This is a genomic window from Maribacter stanieri (genome assembly GCF_900112245.1).
GTDB classification, from domain to species: domain Bacteria; phylum Bacteroidota; class Bacteroidia; order Flavobacteriales; family Flavobacteriaceae; genus Maribacter; species Maribacter stanieri.
On record NZ_FOYX01000003.1, the window covers coordinates 369401 to 387450 of the forward strand.

Below are 18050 nucleotides of genomic sequence, written 5' to 3' on the forward strand. Positions count from 1 at the left end.
AAATAATTGATTTTAAGTAAGTTAGATTGTTTTTTGTTAAAGTGGATTTGTATTGTCAATTATTGTTAAAATTAGAAATTTTTATAAACTTTTATCTTTGGTTTAACAGTATTAAGAAATCAAGATAAGCATACGAGAATTACATTATGGAATTGAACAAACATAGTAAAAATGTAACCCAAGATCCAACACAACCGGCAGCACAAGCAATGCTTTATGCTATTGGTTTAACTGAAGAAGATTTAAAGAAGCCGCTAATTGGTATTGGTAGCACAGGTTATGAGGGTAATCCTTGTAATATGCACTTAAATGATTTGGCTCAAGAGGTTAAAGTAGGAGTCAATGATAGTGGATTGGTTGGTCTAGTTTTTAATACTATAGGTGTTAGTGACGGAATTTCAATGGGTACTTATGGTATGCGTTATTCACTTCCTTCAAGAGATATTATTGCAGATTCTATGGAAACTGTGGTACAAGCAATGAATTATGATGGTTTGGTTACTGTAGTTGGCTGTGATAAAAACATGCCGGGTGCGCTAATGGCAATGATACGTTTAGATAGACCATCTGTTTTGGTATATGGTGGTACAATTGCCTCTGGTTGCTTTAAGGATAAAAAATTAGATGTAGTTTCTGCATTTGAAGCTTGGGGAGAGAAGGTTGCCGGTACAATGAATGAAGAGGATTACAAAGGTGTAATTCAAAACGCTTGCCCAGGTGCAGGTGCTTGTGGTGGTATGTATACCGCTAATACAATGGCTTCGGCTATTGAAGCTTTAGGTATGGCAATGCCTTATAATTCTTCTAATCCTGCAATTGGAAAAGATAAGCAGTACGATGCTATAAACTCTGGTAAGGCTTTAAGAAACCTTTTAGAGAAAGATATTAAGCCAAGTGATATTATCACTCGTAAATCAATGGAGAACGCTATACGTTTGCTCACCCTTTTAGGTGGTTCAACAAATGCGGTACTTCACTTTTTGGCAATCGCCAAAGCTGCCGATGTTGATTTTACATTAGATGATTTTCAGAAAATTAGTGATACAACTCCATTTTTAGCTGATTTAAAACCCAGTGGTAAATTTTTGATGGAAGACGTTCATCGTGTGGGTGGTGTACCTGCCGTTATGAAGTTTATGCTTGAAAACGGAATGTTACATGGCGATTGTCTTACCGTTACGGGTAAAACAATTGCGGAAAATTTAGCTGAGCTTCCAGGTTTATTAGAGCATCAGCAAGTTATTAAACCATTGAGCAATCCTATTAAGGCGACAGGTCATTTACGTATTCTTTATGGTAATCTTGCAACTGAAGGTGCTGTTGCAAAGATTACTGGTAAGGAAGGTTTGTATTTCTCTGGTCCGGCTAAAGTTTATAATGATGAGTTTTTGGCTAATGCCGGTATTGGGAGAGGAGAAGTAAAAAAAGGTGATGTAGTTGTTATACGTTATGAAGGTCCTAAAGGAGGTCCAGGTATGCCAGAAATGTTGAAACCTACTGCAGCTATTATGGGAGCAGGTTTAGGTAAAGATGTGGCGTTAATAACAGATGGTCGCTTCTCTGGTGGTACACATGGCTTCGTAGTAGGTCACGTTTCACCTGAAGCTCAAGATGGCGGAGCTATCGGACTTTTAGAAGATGGTGATGTTATTACAATTGATGCAGAGAAAAATGAGATTTCGGTTAATCTAACAGAAGAGCAGTTATCAGAAAGAAAAAAGAATTGGAAACAGCCAGAATTAAAGGTGAAGAGAGGTAGTTTATATAAATATGCCCGTACGGTTTCATCTGCATCTAAAGGTTGTGTTACCGATGAGTTTTAAATAACATCAGCTAGGTTTTAATTAGTTCTAGGTGGATATATAATATCAGGTAATTGTAACTCTTAAATGCAATGCTTGAATTTGATTATTAATTATGGAAACAGTAAAAGAGAAGAAAAAAGGTACGGATTCCAAGAAAACTATAAAGATTTCTGGAGCAGAGGCATTAATTCATTGTTTATTAGCTGAAGGTGTAGAAACAATGTATGGCTACCCTGGTGGCGCTATTATGCCCGTCTATGATGAACTATATAAGTTTCAAGATAAATTAACACATATTCTTACTAGACATGAACAGGGTGCTACGCATGCTGCTCAAGGTTATGCTAGAGTTTCCGGTAAAGTAGGTGTTGCAATAGCAACGTCTGGTCCAGGAGCTACCAATTTGGTTACCGGTCTTGCAGATGCTCAAATAGATTCAACACCTATGGTGTGTATTACGGGTCAGGTAACTAGACAACTGTTGGGTACTGATGCTTTCCAAGAAACTGATATTATTGGTATTTCTACTCCGGTAACAAAATGGAACTATCAAATAACAGAAGCTTCTGAAATTCCAGAAGTAATGGCAAAAGCTTTCTATATAGCAAGATCTGGTAGACCGGGTCCTGTTTTGGTCGATATTACTAAGAACGCTCAAATAGATGAGTTCGATTTCTCTTATGAGAAATGTACTGCTGTACGTAGTTATAAGCCTGTACCAAAACCGAATAAAACAGCAATTCAAGCAGCTGCAGATTTAATCAATAGCGCCAAAAAACCTTTTATTGTTTGGGGTCAAGGTATAATTCTTGGTAAGGCAGAAGCTGAGCTTAAAGAACTGGTTGAGAAAACTGGAATTCCTGCAGCATGGACAATCATGGGGGCATCTGCTTTAGATACTTCACATCCATTAAATGTTGGTATGGTTGGTATGCATGGTAATTACGGTCCTAATGTATTGACTAACGAGTGCGATTTACTAATTGCCATAGGTATGCGTTTTGATGATCGTGTAACCGGTAATTTAGATTCTTATGCAAAACAAGCCAAAGTAATTCACTTTGAAATTGATCCTGCAGAAGTGAACAAGAATGTTCATGCAGATGTTGCTGTATTAGGAAATTCTAAAGATACACTTGGTCTAATTTTACCTTTATTAAATAATAACAAGCATGAAGCTTGGCATAATTTATTCAAAGAGAAATATAAAATTGAATTTGATACGATTATCAAAAATGATATACACCCTACCAAAGAAGGTTTAACGATGGGTGAGGTAATTGAGGAAATCAACTTGGCTTCAAATAATAAAGCAGTAATTGTATCAGATGTAGGTCAACATCAAATGATTGCGTGTAGGTACGCTAAGTTTTCACAATCTAAAAGTAATATTACTTCTGGTGGTTTGGGTACAATGGGCTTTGCTTTGCCTGCAGCTATTGGAGCTAAAATGGGAGCAATGGAAAGGGAAGTGGTTGCTATCATTGGTGATGGTGGTTATCAAATGACCATTCAAGAGCTTGGTGTAATATTTCAACACAAAGTACCTGTTAAGATTGTTGTTTTGAACAATGAACACTTAGGTATGGTGCGTCAGTGGCAAGAGTTATTCTTTGAAAAAAGATATGCTTCAACGGTTATGGTTAATCCAGATTTTGTAAAAATTGCAGAAGGGTATAGCATAGAAGCAAAACGAATTTCTGAACGTAAAGATTTAAAATCTACAATTCAGGAAATGATGGCTTCTAAAGAACCATATTTCTTAGAAGTAAAGGTTGAACAAGAAGATAACGTATTTCCTATGATACCTTCTGGAGCTTCGGTTTCTGATGTTAGATTGAAATAATAAGAGAAAAGAATAATCTCATGAACGATACTAACATACAAGACATTCCAAAAATACACACGGAGATTACTCGTAAATCTGAAGAAATCGGATTTACCATGCCCTCAGACTTGTACGTTGGTAGCTTTCTCAAAACCTTAATAGCCTCTAAACCAAATGGTAGATTCTTAGAAATAGGGACTGGTATTGGTCTTAGCCTTTCTTGGATGATAGAAGGTATGGATGCTGATTCTAAATTAATATCCGTTGATAATGACCCAGCGTTAATTTCAATTGCTTCTAGTTATTTTGGTGATGATGATAGGGTTGAGGTTATTTGCAAAGATGGTACTGATTGGATAAAAGAATATTCAGGTTCTAAATTTGATTTGATTTTTGCAGATGCTTGGCCAGGTAAGTATAGTGTAATTGATGAGGTTTTAGATTTACTTCAGGTTGGTGGATTTTACATTATCGATGATATGACAAAGCAACCTAATTGGCCAGAAGGTCATGAGGATAATGTGATAGTTCTTACAGCGTATTTAGAACAACGTGAAGATTTACAATTGACCAAAATGAATTGGTCTACAGGCTTAATAATGGCCGTTAAGAAATAGTATAGAATAATTATAATGACACCATAAAATCCTTTTTAAAAAGGAGTAGGTAATGAAAGCTTATGGAAAATCAATGGTTTACAATATCAGTATATTCAGAAAATAATGTTGGATTACTGAACAGGATTTCAGGTATATTTTTAAAGAGACACATAAATATTGAAAGTTTAAATGTATCTAAGTCAGAAATTGACGATGTATCTAAATTTACGATAGTAGCACATACTACAGAAAAGTGGGTGCATAATATTGTCGGACAAATAGAAAAACAAATAGAGGTTATAAAGGCATATTATCATACCGATGAAGAAACTATTTATCAAGAATCGGCTTTGTTTAAAATTGCTTCTGGTCTGTTATTTGACGAACGTCAAATACAGAATATCATAAAAGATAACAATGCTCAAATAGTCACTGTTTCAAGAGACTTTTTTGTAATTGCTAAAAGCGGAAGAAGAAATGAGATTGATGAAATGCACGATCAGCTAAAACCATACGGCATTATGCAGTTTGTACGTTCTGGTCGAATTTCAGTAACCAAAGATGAAATGAAAATTTCTGCGATACTTAAAGAATTTTAATAACGAATTATATCAATAATCAAATAAAGTAAATACAAAATGGCCAATTATTTTAATACGCTATCATTAAGAGATAAATTAACGCAACTTGGAAAATGTCGTTTCATGGATTCGTCTGAGTTTGCAGATGGCGTAAATGCTTTAAAAGGTAAAAAAATTGTAATCGTAGGTTGTGGAGCACAAGGTTTAAACCAAGGTTTGAACATGAGAGATTCTGGCTTGGATATTTCTTATACACTACGTGATGCTGCAATAAAAGAAAAAAGACAATCTTTTGTAAATGCCTCTGAAAACGGATTTACAGTAGGTACCTATGAAGAGTTGATTCCTACTGCCGATGTAGTAATTAACCTTACGCCAGATAAGCAGCATACTGCTGTTGTTGGTGCGGTTATGCCATTGATGAAAAAAGGTGCTACACTTTCTTACTCACACGGTTTTAATATCGTTGAAGAAGGTATGCAAATTCGTGAAGATATTACGGTTATTATGGTTGCACCAAAATGTCCGGGATCAGAAGTACGTGAAGAATATAAAAGAGGTTTTGGTGTACCTACATTAATTGCGGTTCACCCAAACAATGACCCTCAAGGTAAAGGATTGGAACAAGCGAAAGCTTATGCTGTTGGTACTGGTGGCGATAGAGCAGGTGTGTTGATGTCTTCTTTTGTTGCTGAAGTAAAATCAGATTTAATGGGAGAGCAGACTATTCTTTGTGGTTTGTTACAAACGGGTTCTATTCTTTGTTTCGATAAAATGATTGAAAAAGGAATTGATGCAGGTTATGCTTCTAAATTGATACAGTACGGATGGGAAACTATTACTGAGGGTATGAAATATGGTGGAATCACTCACATGATGGATCGTCTTTCAAATCCTTCAAAAGTGAAGGCATTTGAACTTTCGGAAGAATTAAAAGATATTATGCGTCCATTGTTTCAAAAGCATATGGATGATATCATGACTGGTCATTTTTCTAAAACAATGATGGAAGATTGGGCTAATGATGATAAGAACTTATTAACGTGGAGAGCTGCAACAGGTGAAACTGCTTTCGAGAAAACACCTGCAGGTAGTCAAGAAATTACTGAGCAAGAGTTTTATGACAACGGAGTTTTAATGGTAGCTATGGTTAGAGCTGGTGTTGAATTGGCTTTTGAGGCAATGACTGAGTCTGGTATTATTGCAGAATCTGCTTACTATGAGTCATTACACGAAACTCCATTAATTGCAAACACGATCGCTCGTAAGAAATTGTTTGAAATGAACCGTGTTATTTCTGATACAGCTGAATATGGTTGTTATTTATTTGATCATGCGTGTAAGCCATTATTAACTGATTTCATGAAGGGTATTGATACTGACGTAATTGGGACAAACTTCTCTGGCGATATTGATAATGATGTAGATAATGCACAATTAATAGCAATAAATAAGGCGTTACGTACGCATCCGGTGGAAATTGTAGGTACACGTTTACGTGAGTCTATGACTGCTATGAAGCCTATCGTATAGATTTATAATTTTTATAGTTATACCGATTGTCCGGTTAGGTGCATTCTAGAAGTTGCTGATCATTATTGATTGGTAATACTTTACTGAACTGTTCTTAAGCGGACAATTTAGGTTTTATACCAACTAAAAAATTCCCAAGAGCATTAAATAAATAATATGAGAGGGACAAAACCAGCATATTTTCCAGAGTTAGATGATGTTATAGAAGCGGCTCAGGTTATTTCCGAAATATCGGATGTAACTCCGCTAACGGAAAGCATTAGATTGTCAAAGCAATTTAATTGTGAGGTTCGATTAAAGCGAGAAGATTTACAACGTGTTAGATCTTATAAAATTAGAGGTGCCTTTAATAAAATAAGCTCTTTATCGGAAGAAGATAGAGCTAAGGGAATTATTTGTGCCAGTGCAGGTAATCATGCGCAAGGTGTTGCATTTGCATGTTTCCATTTAAAAATAAAAGGAACTATTTATATGCCATCTGTTACGCCTAAGCAAAAGGTAGAACAAACAAAATTGTTTGGTGGCGAGTGGGTAGAGATTGTTTTGGAAGGAGATACATTTGATGATGCTTCACAAGCTGCTAGTGCTTTTGGTGCTAAAACTGGTAGTATTTTCGTACATCCTTTTGATGATCCTAAAATAATTGAAGGTCAAGCCACAGTTGGTCTAGAATTAATAACACAATCTAAAACACCAATAGATTATCTTTTTGTTTGTATTGGTGGCGGTGGTCTAGCATCTGGACTTATTAGTGTTTTTAGTCAACTTTCACCAAATACTAAGATAATAGGAGTGGAGCCAAAGGGGGCTCCTTCTATGAAAACGGCTATGGATTCTGGCGAAGTGGTAGCTCTTGATAATATTGATAAATTTATTGATGGAGCCGCGGTAAAAAGAGTAGGTGATCTAACATACCCTATTTGTAATTATTATCTCGATAGTATGGTTACTGTTGATGAGGGCAAGGTTTGCCAGACTATTCTTGATCTTTATAATAGAGATGCCATTGTGGTTGAGCCAGCGGGAGCACTGTCCATTGCGGTGTTAGATGATTATAAAAATGAGATAGAAGGTAAAAATGTAGTTTGTATTATTGGTGGTAGTAATAATGATATAACCAGAACTGCGGAAATTAAAGAGAGAGCTCTTTTATATGGTAAACTAAAACATTATTTCATTATTAGATTCCCTCAAAGACCAGGAGCATTAAAAGAGTTTGTAGTAGATATTTTAGGACCAACGGATGATATTACCCATTTTGAGTATTCTAAGAAATCTAGTAGGGAAAATGCACCTGCTGTTGTGGGTATTGAACTTAAGCATCCTGAAGACTTACAGCCATTAATTGATAGAATGAAAACTAACAATTTTTACGGAGATTATATAAATGATAAACCAGATTTGTTTGAATATTTGGTTTAAACTACTTTTAGTATGAGTAAGTTTTAATTACCCTAAATAATTAGAGCTCGATCAATAAAATATCATCTATCATAGTATAAATAGAAAATAAGAAATGAGCGATATAAAGATTCCAGAAGAGTTTCAGATTACATCAACTATAGACCAAAAACATTATTTGGTTAACGGAGAATTAAAAGAATGGAAAGGAGATACTACAGAGGTATATTCTACTATTTCATCAACAAAAGAATACAAGCCTACATTGTTAGGTAGTATACCAGATTTACAAGAAGCAGAGGCTTTAGATGCATTAAATGGCGCTTTAAAGGCATATGACAAAGGAAAAGGGGTTTGGCCAACCATGCACGTTAAGGACCGTATTGAGTGTATGGAGGTTTTCGTTAAAAAGATGAAAATTAAGCGTGACGAGGTTGTAAAATTATTGATGTGGGAAATAGGTAAATCATTACCAGATTCACAAAAAGAATTTGACCGTACGGTTGAGTATATTGAAGATACTATTGAAGATTATAAACAATTGGATCGTGATGCAGCTAAATTTACAAAGAACGATGGAGTTTATGCGCATATCAAAAGAGGACCGCTAGGTGTTGTTTTGTGCCTTGGACCATATAACTATCCGTTAAATGAGACATTTGCTTTATTGATTCCCGCTATTATTATGGGGAATACAACAATTTTTAAACCGGCAAAACATGGTGTTTTATTAATTACTCCGCTATTAGAAGCTTTTCAAACAAGTTTTCCTAAAGGGGTAGTAAATGTACTTTTTGGTCGTGGTAGAACTGTTGCCGCACCAATTATGCAAACAGGTAAAGTGGATGTTTTGGCATTGATAGGTAACAGCAAATCTGCAAATGCCTTACAAGAGCAGCACCCTAAAAGTAATAGATTGCGATTGGTTTTAGGTTTAGAAGCTAAGAACCCTGCAATTATTTTACCAGATGCTGATTTAGATTTAACTATAAATGAATGCTTGGCAGGTACTTTATCATTTAATGGCCAACGTTGTACAGCATTGAAAGTAGTTTATGTTCATGAAGATATCAGTTCTAAGTTCAATGAGGACTTTGCTAAGAAAGTTGATGAACTTAAGTTTGGAAATCCTTGGGAAAATGGTGTTAAACTAACTCCATTACCAGAACTGGGAAAACCAGATTATATTCAAGAATTGATTGATGATGCGGTATCTAAAGGAGCTAAAGTTTTAAATAAAAAAGGCGGTAAACGTTTTGATAATTATATCTGGCCAGCTGTTCTTTACCCTGTTACTAAAGACATGCGCGTTTATCAAGAAGAGCAATTTGGACCTATTATACCTATTGTACCTTTTTCTGATATAGAAGAACCTTTAGATGATATGGCCGAAAGCAATTATGGTCAACAAGTAAGTTTGTTCGGAAAAGACGTTTATGCCCTTTCTCCATTAATTGATACTTTAGTGAATCTAGTATGTCGTGTTAATCTTAACAGTTCATGTCAAAGAGGACCTGATGTTTATCCGTTTACGGGAAGAAAAGATTCTGCTCAAGCTACATTAAGTGTACATGATGCATTACGTTCGTTCTCTATTAGAACATTTGTTGCATTTAAAGACAATGAATTAAATACAGATATTATTCAACATTTATTGGAAGCTAAACTTTCCAATTTTGTGAGTACAGACTATATTTTATAAAAGTCTTAAGTTAAGACTTCAATAAAAACCTCTCCTAATTAATTAGGGGAGGTTTCTTTTTTACAACTACTGCTAATTTCCTTCGCTCTTTCTAAACCAGAATATGGGTAAAAAGGTATGGTCTGTTCTTCTTTTTCAAATAATAGAATTGCTTGATCAATATCTTTGCAATACGAGGCTATTGATTTTCCAAAGAATTTTGCCGATCCCATATCCCATTCTGTTTTGCTTAATAAAACTCTTGGATTGTTAGGTGCAATAGATGCTGCTTTTTTATAAAGAGCTACGTTTTCTCCAGATAAGCTCATACCATATTTTTGACCGTCAAAAGCAATGTATGCTGTATTTAATAACGCATAAGAAACTAATATTTCCGGATTGTTCTCTGAGATAGAGGCTGCGTTATCTAAAAAACCTTTTGCTCTAGTTAGTTTCGATGTCAATAAAGCTTCGTCCTTTAAACCAAAACTACTTACGATTTCTATTAGTCCGGCATAGTAAGAAGGTAGCCAATTATCGGTTTCTGCAGATGCTATTCTTTCAAACAGTTGTACGGCTTCTGTGTTCTTTTGTTGCTCCCATAATGCAAATGCTTCATTCATCCCTTTTTCATAAGGTGTTTGGGCACTTAAGCTAAATGTGAAAATTAGTGTAGCAATTAATAGTACTGATTTCATGATGTATAGTTTTTTAATGTTATTTATTGTTGTTCAAATATCTTTCTATTCCATAGGTTTTGATAAAATAGATGACCCAGTTGTTGGTTCTTTGTAGTGAATTGTAATTTCTAAAGGTTATCAAGTTGATTGTCATCTTTGTTGTCGCTTATCGTCCAAAAGAAACCAATGAAAAAGAAGCGGTCTGCTGCAGGCGTAATTGTTCTTCTATCGAACACTCCATCTGTATTGGTTTGGTTTGCGTATTGATATCCGTTTACATTTTTAGTTCCTAATACGTTACTTACAGATAGATATAATATTTTCTGCGGACTAATTAAATAAGCATAGTTGGCATTTAGCGAATTAAAGCTTTTTGCTTGTTCCGTTAAGAATCCTCCTTTATTTGGGTCTGTATAGTTGCGACCCGAAGCATAATTGTAGCTGAGACCTATTTGACTTTTCCAATCTTCAATCCAGCGTTTAACCACTAAAGATGCATTATGTTTTGATGCAAATTCCGGAGTAGCCGATGTTAGATAATTTTGATATTCCCTTTCAGTATCCAAGTAAGAGTAAGACATCCAGTACTCTGTATTTTTTATTGATTTATTATCTCTCCAGAATATATCCAATCCTTTAGCATATCCACTTCCATTACTATTATAGGTAGATGTTGGCAGCGCGAACGGAGTATCATACTTTACTAAGTCTCCGTAATTTTTGTAATATGCTTCGGCCCTGAATATCTGTTTGTTTTTTACATATTGATAGTTCGCAATATAATGGGTTGTGTTTTCGGCTGTAAAATCAGAATTATACTTTAAGTAATCGTTCTTCGGATTTTGAAAAAACTCCCCGTATGCCAATGAGAATTGGGAGTTTGCACCAGCCTTATAGGCTAATGAAAGTCTTGGTGATAGATTAAACTCCTGTAGTAGCTCAGAATATTCACCTCTTATACCAATCTTGGTAGCTAGTTTTTTAGAGAAGAAAATATCAGCCTCAACAAAACTGCTGAAAAGATTATTGTCAAACTCATAGTCGTTTTCAAAGCTAGTATCTTGATAGTTTTCTGTAAAGTTAGTGACGAAATATTCTGCTCCAAAGTTGAGTTTGTAGCGACTAGAAAAGAATTTTTTAAATGCGATTTTTAGATGTGCCGAGTTTTCAATATCTGTAATATCAGCATCATTATATTTTATTTCAGAACGGTCATTGGCAAAACTAACACCTGTAGCTATGCTCCAGTCTTTTTCTAAGAAATCTTGGTAAGATGAGTTGATGTAAAGATTTCTATTCTTTAACCCGAAACGTATACCATCTGCCACATTGATATCTTCTTGTGTTAAATCGAAATTTACGGAACTATATGCACCATAAACTTTTAGTAAACCGTCGTTATTGAATTTATACCTATAGACGGCTTCACCACCTACAGATTCTATAGGCTTATGCCATTCATTATTATCAGGATACAGTTTTTGATATGGTGCTAAATTAATGTAAGATGTATTTAAACTAAGCGAGCTTTTTTTCCATTTTTGAGTATTACCTAACCCAAGCCCAACGGTCATTATAGAAATTTCTGTTTTCTCTTCTTGTGGTTCACTTATACTATTTAAAAGTAGAACACTTGATAATGCTTGCCCGTATTCGGCCGAGTAACCTCCAGTTGAAAAAGTTATTCCTTTAAATAAGAAAGGAGACAATCTACCTCTTGACGGAATATTGTTGGCAGAAGGGGAGTAGGGTGTAAATACACGCATGCCATCTACGAAAATTTGTGTTTCTTCTGCATCACCACCTCTAACGAATAATCTGCCATCTTCAGCAACGTTAGAAGTGCCTGGTAAGGTTTGCAGTGCGCCTACAAAATCACCAAGAGCACCTGCTGTTGTTACAATGTCCAAAGGTTTAAGAGCGGTAACTTTTGCATTGTCACCTGCATTGAAAGTTCCTGCGTTTACGGTTACGGCATCCAAGGTATTTACATCATCTTTTAATTTGATGGTGACATTCTTGAAATTGGTAATATCGGATGATTTTGAATAAGTTTCAAAGGAAATAGAAGACACTAGTAATGTCTGCTCACCTTGTTCATCGGTTTCAAAAGAGAATAGTCCATCCTCACTGGTTGCCGTACCGTCATAAGTACCTTCTAAATATACACTTGCACCCATAATTGGCAAACCTTTAGAGTCGGTTACTTTACCAGATACAGTTGATTGCGAGAATAAATTAATAGAGAAAAATGTAATTAATAAGAATAATAGCGTCTTCATTGTTGATTTTATTTTTGATTGATATCACAAATATGAATCGTAAATGAAAGTTTAAATAAATTGGTTTTCCCAATTGTTGAATTGTTATCCTGAATTGCGAAAATTAGCGATTAGGAGATATTTTAGAAGGTTAATTATTAACATAAATATGGTAATTAATGCGTGTTTTAACCGGTATTATGGTTTTAACTTTGCCTTTTTAAAATTGATTGAGAACCTATAGTGTATATGTTGAACTTAAAATTTATAAGTTATGGATACTATAAAATCAAATAAGAAAGCACTATTTGCCTTGGCAATTGGTGGTTTTGGAATAGGACTTACCGAGTTTGTTATCATGGGAATTTTGACCGAAGTTTCTGGGTCATTGGGTATAACCATTCCCCAGGCAGGTCACTTTATTGCGGCATATGCGTTGGGGGTAGTAGTGGGGGCTCCATTGTTAACAGGTTTAGGTTCTAAGCTTACACCTAAAAAAATGCTGTTCCTTTTAATGATATGGTTTACGGTATTTAATACTTTGTCTGGACTAGCAACGGGCTATACGAGCTTGTTGTTCATGAGATTTTTATCTGGAATACCTCACGGTGCCTTTTTTGGTATTGGAGCTGTTGTTGCTACAAAATTGGCTAAAAAAGGAAAAGGGGCTCAAGCGATTTCAATAATGTTTTCAGGTCTAACGGTAGCCAATGTTATTGGAGTACCTATTGGTACCTATTTAGGACAACAGTTTAGCTGGAGTGTTTCTTTTTACTTGGTAGGTTTTGTTGGTTTATTGGCTTTAGGAAGCATTTACCTTTGGATGCCAAAAATTGAAGTTGATGAGACCGAAGAGAAAATAAGTGTTTCTCAAGGATTGAAAAATACTGAACTTTGGGCATTAATTGCTTTGACTACCATTGGTACAGGAGGTTTCTTTGCATGGTACAGTTATGTAGCTCCGTTAATTACGGATGTTGCGGGGTTGCCAAACCATTTTGTTGGCTATGCTATGATGTTGGCTGGTTTAGGTATGGTAGTAGGTAATTTTTTAGGTGCGAAGATGGCAGAACTGTTTTCTCCTTTGAAAGCGGTAATCATTAGTTTATCCGTAATGTGCGGTATTCTATTACTAAATATGGTGATAGCATCCAATCCGTATTTATTAATGATATTGACCTTTGTGATAGGAGCTATATCCTTTACCGTTGCAACCCCCATTCAAATGGCCATAATCAATACATCTAAAGGTTCCGAAATGTTGGGTTCTTCTATGAATCAAAGTGCCTTTAATATGGGTAATGCTTCTGGCGCTTATTTGGCCGGATTGCCAATTGCATTTGGCTACGGTATTATTTACTCTAGTTTAGTTGGAGCAATGCTTGCTTTTTCTGGTGTTGCCATAGCAGTATCTATTTTAATTGTTAGAAGGAGAAAAGAAATAAAATATAGAAAAATGGCGATGAGCTGCTAGTCTGTAATTTTTCAATAAATCAGAAAGGAACTTATATTATAAGTTCCTTTTTTTTATGCTCAATAAAAAATGTTTACTGATAGTTTTTATTTTTTCTTATTTCTTTAGAATCAAGTGGTTTTGATGTTAAATTTTATAAATTACGTAGTTCGTCGGTAATTTTATTCCTTTTATCCCGTTCTTAGTTAACCAAAACCTACATAGCTGTGTCACGTACCAAACTATTTTTTGGAGCCATTATAATGGTTCTACTACTTTTTGTCCTAACGGCTTCCTCTTTTAAGCCAGAACATTCTAAGGTGATTATCTCTGATCCTAACCCTGTTAAAACTCTTGCGGAGAAAAGGGAAATTAAACTATATAACATACGGCAAAAAGCTTTAAATGAAGCTTTAACCAGCTATTTTAATAAGGCAATAAAATCTGGAGATATTGTTGGTGCTGGTGTAAGCATCGTAAGTGGTGATTCTGTTATTCTATCCGATGGATATGGAAAAAGAAGTTTTAATGGTACTGAAAACGTAGATGGTGAAACCTTGTTTAGATTAGGTTCTATTTCGAAAGGTTTTACTGGAGTTCTTGCGGCTAACTTAGAAAGTGAAGGCAAATTACACTTAGATGATAAAGTAGCTGATTATTTACCCAATTTTCATTTTGGTGATAATCAGAATACTCAAAAAATTGAAATAGCACATTTACTTTCTCATACTACAGGTACACCTTATCATAGTTATACAGATTTGGTAGAAGCTGGTCTTGATATGTCATCTATAAGTGAGAAATTCAATAAAGTAAATCCTATTAGTACGCCTGGTTCTCAATACAGTTACCAAAATGCCATGTTTTCAGTTTCTCAAGAAGTGATGTTGAAGGCTACTGGGAAAAATATTCAGACTTTATTGAATGATAAATTTTTTGAGCCATTAGGAATGAATTCTGTTTCTATGGATCATAAAACATTAATAAACACAGAGAATATTGCTTTACCTCATATTAAAAGAGGAAATAGATGGATAACTGTATTACCAAGAGATAATTATTATAATGCCATTGCTGCGGGCGGTATAAATGCCAACTCTATGGATATGGCTAAATGGATGAGATTTCTTTTAGGTCATAACCCAGAAGTGATGTCTAAAGATGCCATGGCTCAAGCTTTTAAACCTTTTATAGAATTAAAGGGGCATAGTAAGTATTATCAAAAATGGCCTGGTCATGTGAAATCTTCATACGGATTCGGTTGGAGAATACATACTTTGAAAGATAATCAGAAAGCATTAGAAGAAACTATCTGGCATCACGGAGGTAGTGTAAATAATTATAGAAATGAAATTGCACTTTTTCCTGATTCTGATTTAGGTATTTGTGTTCTGATCAATGGTCCTTCTAAATTGGTAAAAACAGTAATTCCAGATTTAAGAGCGATTGTTAAAAGTATTTACGAGCAAGAACTTGAAATAGCAACTAGTATATAGTAGCTATGTAAACATTATGCTATTGAGAATTTCAGATATAAAAAAGCCCTTTAATCTATGATTAAAGGGCTTTTTACTTTAGTATGGGTTTTAGATATTGCTGGCCAACCAATCACCAACTTCACTAGTCTTATAGCTTTTACCACCATCTGCTAGGTCTTCGGTAACGTAACCTTCCGCTAATGATTTGTTTACTACTCTTCTGATTTCTCCTGCTTCTTGGGTCATGTTCATGTCCTCGAAAAGCATAGCTGCAGATAGAACGGTAGCTAATGGATTAGCGATGTCTTTACCTGCTGCTTGTGGGTATGAACCGTGTATTGGCTCGTATAAAGATACTTTGCTTCCTACAGAAGAAGAAGGCATTAGTCCCATAGAACCTGCAATTACAGATGCCTCATCGGTTAATATATCTCCGAATAAGTTTGCAGTAATGATTACATCATATCCTTTAGGCCACTGAATTAAACGCATAGCAACTGCGTCAATAAATTCATAAGAAACCTCTACTTCTGGATAATCTTTTTCCATCGCCTGTACCGTTTCTCTCCAAAGTCTAGAAGATTCTAAAACGTTTGCTTTATCAACACAACATAATTTTTTAGAACGTTTCATTGCAAATTCAAAGCCTTTTTTAGCTAATCTTTCTATTTCAAAACGTTGGTAGGTCATTGTGTCGAAAGCCGTATTGCCATCATCTTTTCTTCCGCGTTCGCCAAAATAGATACCACCTGTTAACTCTCTTAAAATAATTAAATCGGTACCTTCAATACGATCTCTTTTTAAAGGAGATTTATCTATAAGCGAAGGAAAAGTGAATGTAGGTCTAACATTAGCGAACAAACCTAATTTTTGTCTCATTTTCAATAATCCTTGTTCTGGACGAACTTTTGCAGAAGGATCATTATCAAAACGTGGATGACCTATAGCTCCAAAAAGTACAGCATCGGCATTTGCACAAATTTCATGTGTTTCATCTGGGTAAGGTTCTCCGACGGCATCAATTGCAGCGGCACCCGTAAGAGCAGGCTTCCAAGTAATATGATGTTCGTACTTTTTAGCAATGGCATCACATACTTTTACTGCTTGGTCAATAACTTCAGGACCGATACCATCACCGGCTAATAAGGCAATATTTAATTTCATTCTATTTGTTTCTATGTTGCTAATATCTCATTATCATGAGGCATATAGCAATTGTTTAAATTATATTCAACATTTTCTCAGTCGCTTTTATAGCGCTTACAGTTTGGTCGGAATCTAGCCCTCTAGAGGTAAATTCTTTTCCATCCAGTTCCCAAGTAATAACCGTTTCACAAAGAGCATCAGATGTACTTCCGGGTGGTATTCTAACAGCATAATCCGTTAGTTTTGGTAATGCTTTTTTCTTTGCGATGTACACTTTTTTTAATGCATTCATAAAAGCATCATACTGTCCGTCACCTTGAGCATGTGCTTCATATGTTTTACCATCTACCTCTACAGATAGGGTAGTGGAAGGCATTAATCCCATGGCATGGGTAAGAACGTAAGATTTCACAAATACTTTTTGCTTATAATCAGCAGTATCTAACACATCAGAAATAATAAATGGGAGGTCGTCTTTTGTAACACGTTCCTTTTTATCACCTAATTCTATAATACGAGCTGTAACTTTTTTTAATTCTTCATTATTTAAAGTTAAGCCAAGTTCTTGCAGATTTTTCTGAATATTAGCTTTACCTGACATTTTCCCTAAGGCATACTTACGTTTTCTTCCAAAACGTTCGGGCATTAGGTCGCTAAAATATAAGTTCTTTTTACTATCACCATCGGCATGAATACCGGCAGTTTGGGTAAATACATTGTCACCAACTATGGGTTTGTTGGCAGGTATACTAAAACCTGTAAAGGCAGAAACCAACTTACTTACCTTATACAGAGATGTCTCGTTTACATTGATTTCCACTTCTGGTAGAAAGTCATTTATAACGGCTACGGCACTTGCCATAGGTGCATTACCCGCTCTTTCACCCATACCGTTTACAGTAAGGTGTAGACCATGACAACCTGCTTTTACAGCTTCCATAATATTGGCTACCCCTAAGTCATAATCATTATGTCCGTGAAAATCAAAATGTAATTTCGGGAATTTTTGTACTATTTCAGAAAGGTATGCATACGTTTCTGTATGCGTAAGTATACCTAATGTGTCAGGTAATAAAATCCTTTTTACATTTTGGGTAGATAAGAATTCTAAAAATTCAAAAACATATGCTTTTGAATTACGCATCCCGTTACTCCAATCCTCTAAATAAACATTGTTAATTATACCGCGTTCTGTAGCTTGACTAAAAATTTCAGCAATTTCAGAAAAGTGTTGTTTTGGAGTTTTCTTTAACTGATGCTCTAAATGATTTAAAGAACCTTTAGTCAACAGGTTTTGCGAAATGGCTCCAGATTCTTCCATCCAATCTAAAGAAATTCCACCGTCAACAAACGTAAGAACCTCTACACGCTCAAGATATCCTTTGGTTGCAGCCCATTCCGTAATTTTTTGAACGGCTTCAAGCTCGCCGTCAGAGACGCGAGCCGATGCTATTTCTATACGATCAACTTTAAGTTCATCTAATAGAAGTTTTGCCAAAGTGAGTTTTTCGGATGCAGAAAAGGATACACCTGATGTTTGTTCACCATCCCTAAGGGTGGTATCCATTATTTCCAATTTTCTTTTCATTAGTGTTCTTACGTTA

At 35.3% G+C, this 18050-nt stretch carries 13 protein-coding genes; 9 read left to right on the plus strand and 4 right to left on the minus strand.

Annotation, left to right across the window (positions count from 1 at the left end; all coding sequences use genetic code 11):
• Positions 1-146: 146 nt before the first annotated feature.
• The 7 genes from ilvD to BM296_RS15455 all read left to right on the plus strand — a co-directional run bounded on the left by ilvD (position 147) and on the right by BM296_RS15455 (position 9449).
• On the plus strand, positions 147-1823 hold the full coding sequence (ilvD, locus tag BM296_RS15425; RefSeq protein WP_027066704.1) for a dihydroxy-acid dehydratase: 1677 nt from the start codon (positions 147-149) through the stop codon (positions 1821-1823).
• 94 nt (positions 1824-1917) lie between these two features.
• Positions 1918-3651, plus strand: a complete 1734-nt coding sequence (gene ilvB, locus BM296_RS15430; protein ID WP_091904284.1) for a biosynthetic-type acetolactate synthase large subunit — start codon at positions 1918-1920, stop codon at positions 3649-3651.
• A 20-nt stretch (positions 3652-3671) separates the two neighbouring features.
• Positions 3672-4250, plus strand: coding sequence for an O-methyltransferase (locus BM296_RS15435; RefSeq protein WP_091904286.1), 579 nt, complete (start codon positions 3672-3674; stop codon positions 4248-4250).
• 62 nt (positions 4251-4312) lie between these two features.
• Complete coding sequence (ilvN, locus tag BM296_RS15440; RefSeq protein ID WP_027066707.1) at positions 4313-4831, plus strand: acetolactate synthase small subunit; 519 nt, start codon at positions 4313-4315, stop codon at positions 4829-4831.
• A 39-nt stretch (positions 4832-4870) separates the two neighbouring features.
• Complete coding sequence (gene ilvC, locus BM296_RS15445; protein WP_027066708.1) at positions 4871-6346, plus strand: ketol-acid reductoisomerase; 1476 nt, start codon at positions 4871-4873, stop codon at positions 6344-6346.
• A 156-nt stretch (positions 6347-6502) separates the two neighbouring features.
• The gene (ilvA, locus tag BM296_RS15450) at positions 6503-7768 is read left to right on the plus strand and encodes a threonine ammonia-lyase (protein ID WP_091904287.1); all 1266 of its coding nucleotides are present in this window, start codon (positions 6503-6505) and stop codon (positions 7766-7768) included.
• Between the two features lie 94 nt (positions 7769-7862).
• Positions 7863-9449 (plus strand): NADP-dependent glyceraldehyde-3-phosphate dehydrogenase, encoded by a 1587-nt coding sequence (locus tag BM296_RS15455; protein ID WP_091904288.1) that lies wholly within the window; start codon positions 7863-7865, stop codon positions 9447-9449.
• A gap of 38 nt (positions 9450-9487) precedes the next feature.
• Here BM296_RS15455 and BM296_RS15460 read toward each other — a convergent pair whose 3' ends face one another.
• Positions 9488-10126, minus strand: coding sequence for a tetratricopeptide repeat protein (locus BM296_RS15460; protein WP_091904290.1), 639 nt, complete (start codon positions 10124-10126; stop codon positions 9488-9490).
• A 110-nt stretch (positions 10127-10236) separates the two neighbouring features.
• Positions 10237-12390, minus strand: a complete 2154-nt coding sequence (locus tag BM296_RS15465; RefSeq protein ID WP_091904292.1) for a TonB-dependent receptor — start codon at positions 12388-12390, stop codon at positions 10237-10239.
• Positions 12391-12643: 253 nt separating this feature from the next.
• Between BM296_RS15465 and BM296_RS15470 the strand changes: the two genes are divergently transcribed.
• Entirely contained in the window at positions 12644-13843 is a 1200-nt protein-coding gene (locus BM296_RS15470) for an MFS transporter (protein ID WP_091904293.1), read from the plus strand.
• A 206-nt stretch (positions 13844-14049) separates the two neighbouring features.
• Positions 14050-15318, plus strand: a complete 1269-nt coding sequence (locus tag BM296_RS15475) for a serine hydrolase domain-containing protein (RefSeq protein WP_245787033.1) — start codon at positions 14050-14052, stop codon at positions 15316-15318.
• 90 nt (positions 15319-15408) lie between these two features.
• Here the strand turns inward: BM296_RS15475 and leuB are convergent, their stop codons facing one another.
• A complete protein-coding gene (gene leuB, locus BM296_RS15480) occupies positions 15409-16464 on the minus strand; it encodes a 3-isopropylmalate dehydrogenase (RefSeq protein ID WP_091904297.1) in 1056 nt (351 codons plus the stop codon).
• Between the two features lie 55 nt (positions 16465-16519).
• A complete protein-coding gene (locus BM296_RS15485) occupies positions 16520-18034 on the minus strand; it encodes a hydroxymethylglutaryl-CoA lyase-like TIM-barrel protein (protein ID WP_027066717.1) in 1515 nt (504 codons plus the stop codon).
• Positions 18035-18050: the final 16 nt, after the last annotated feature.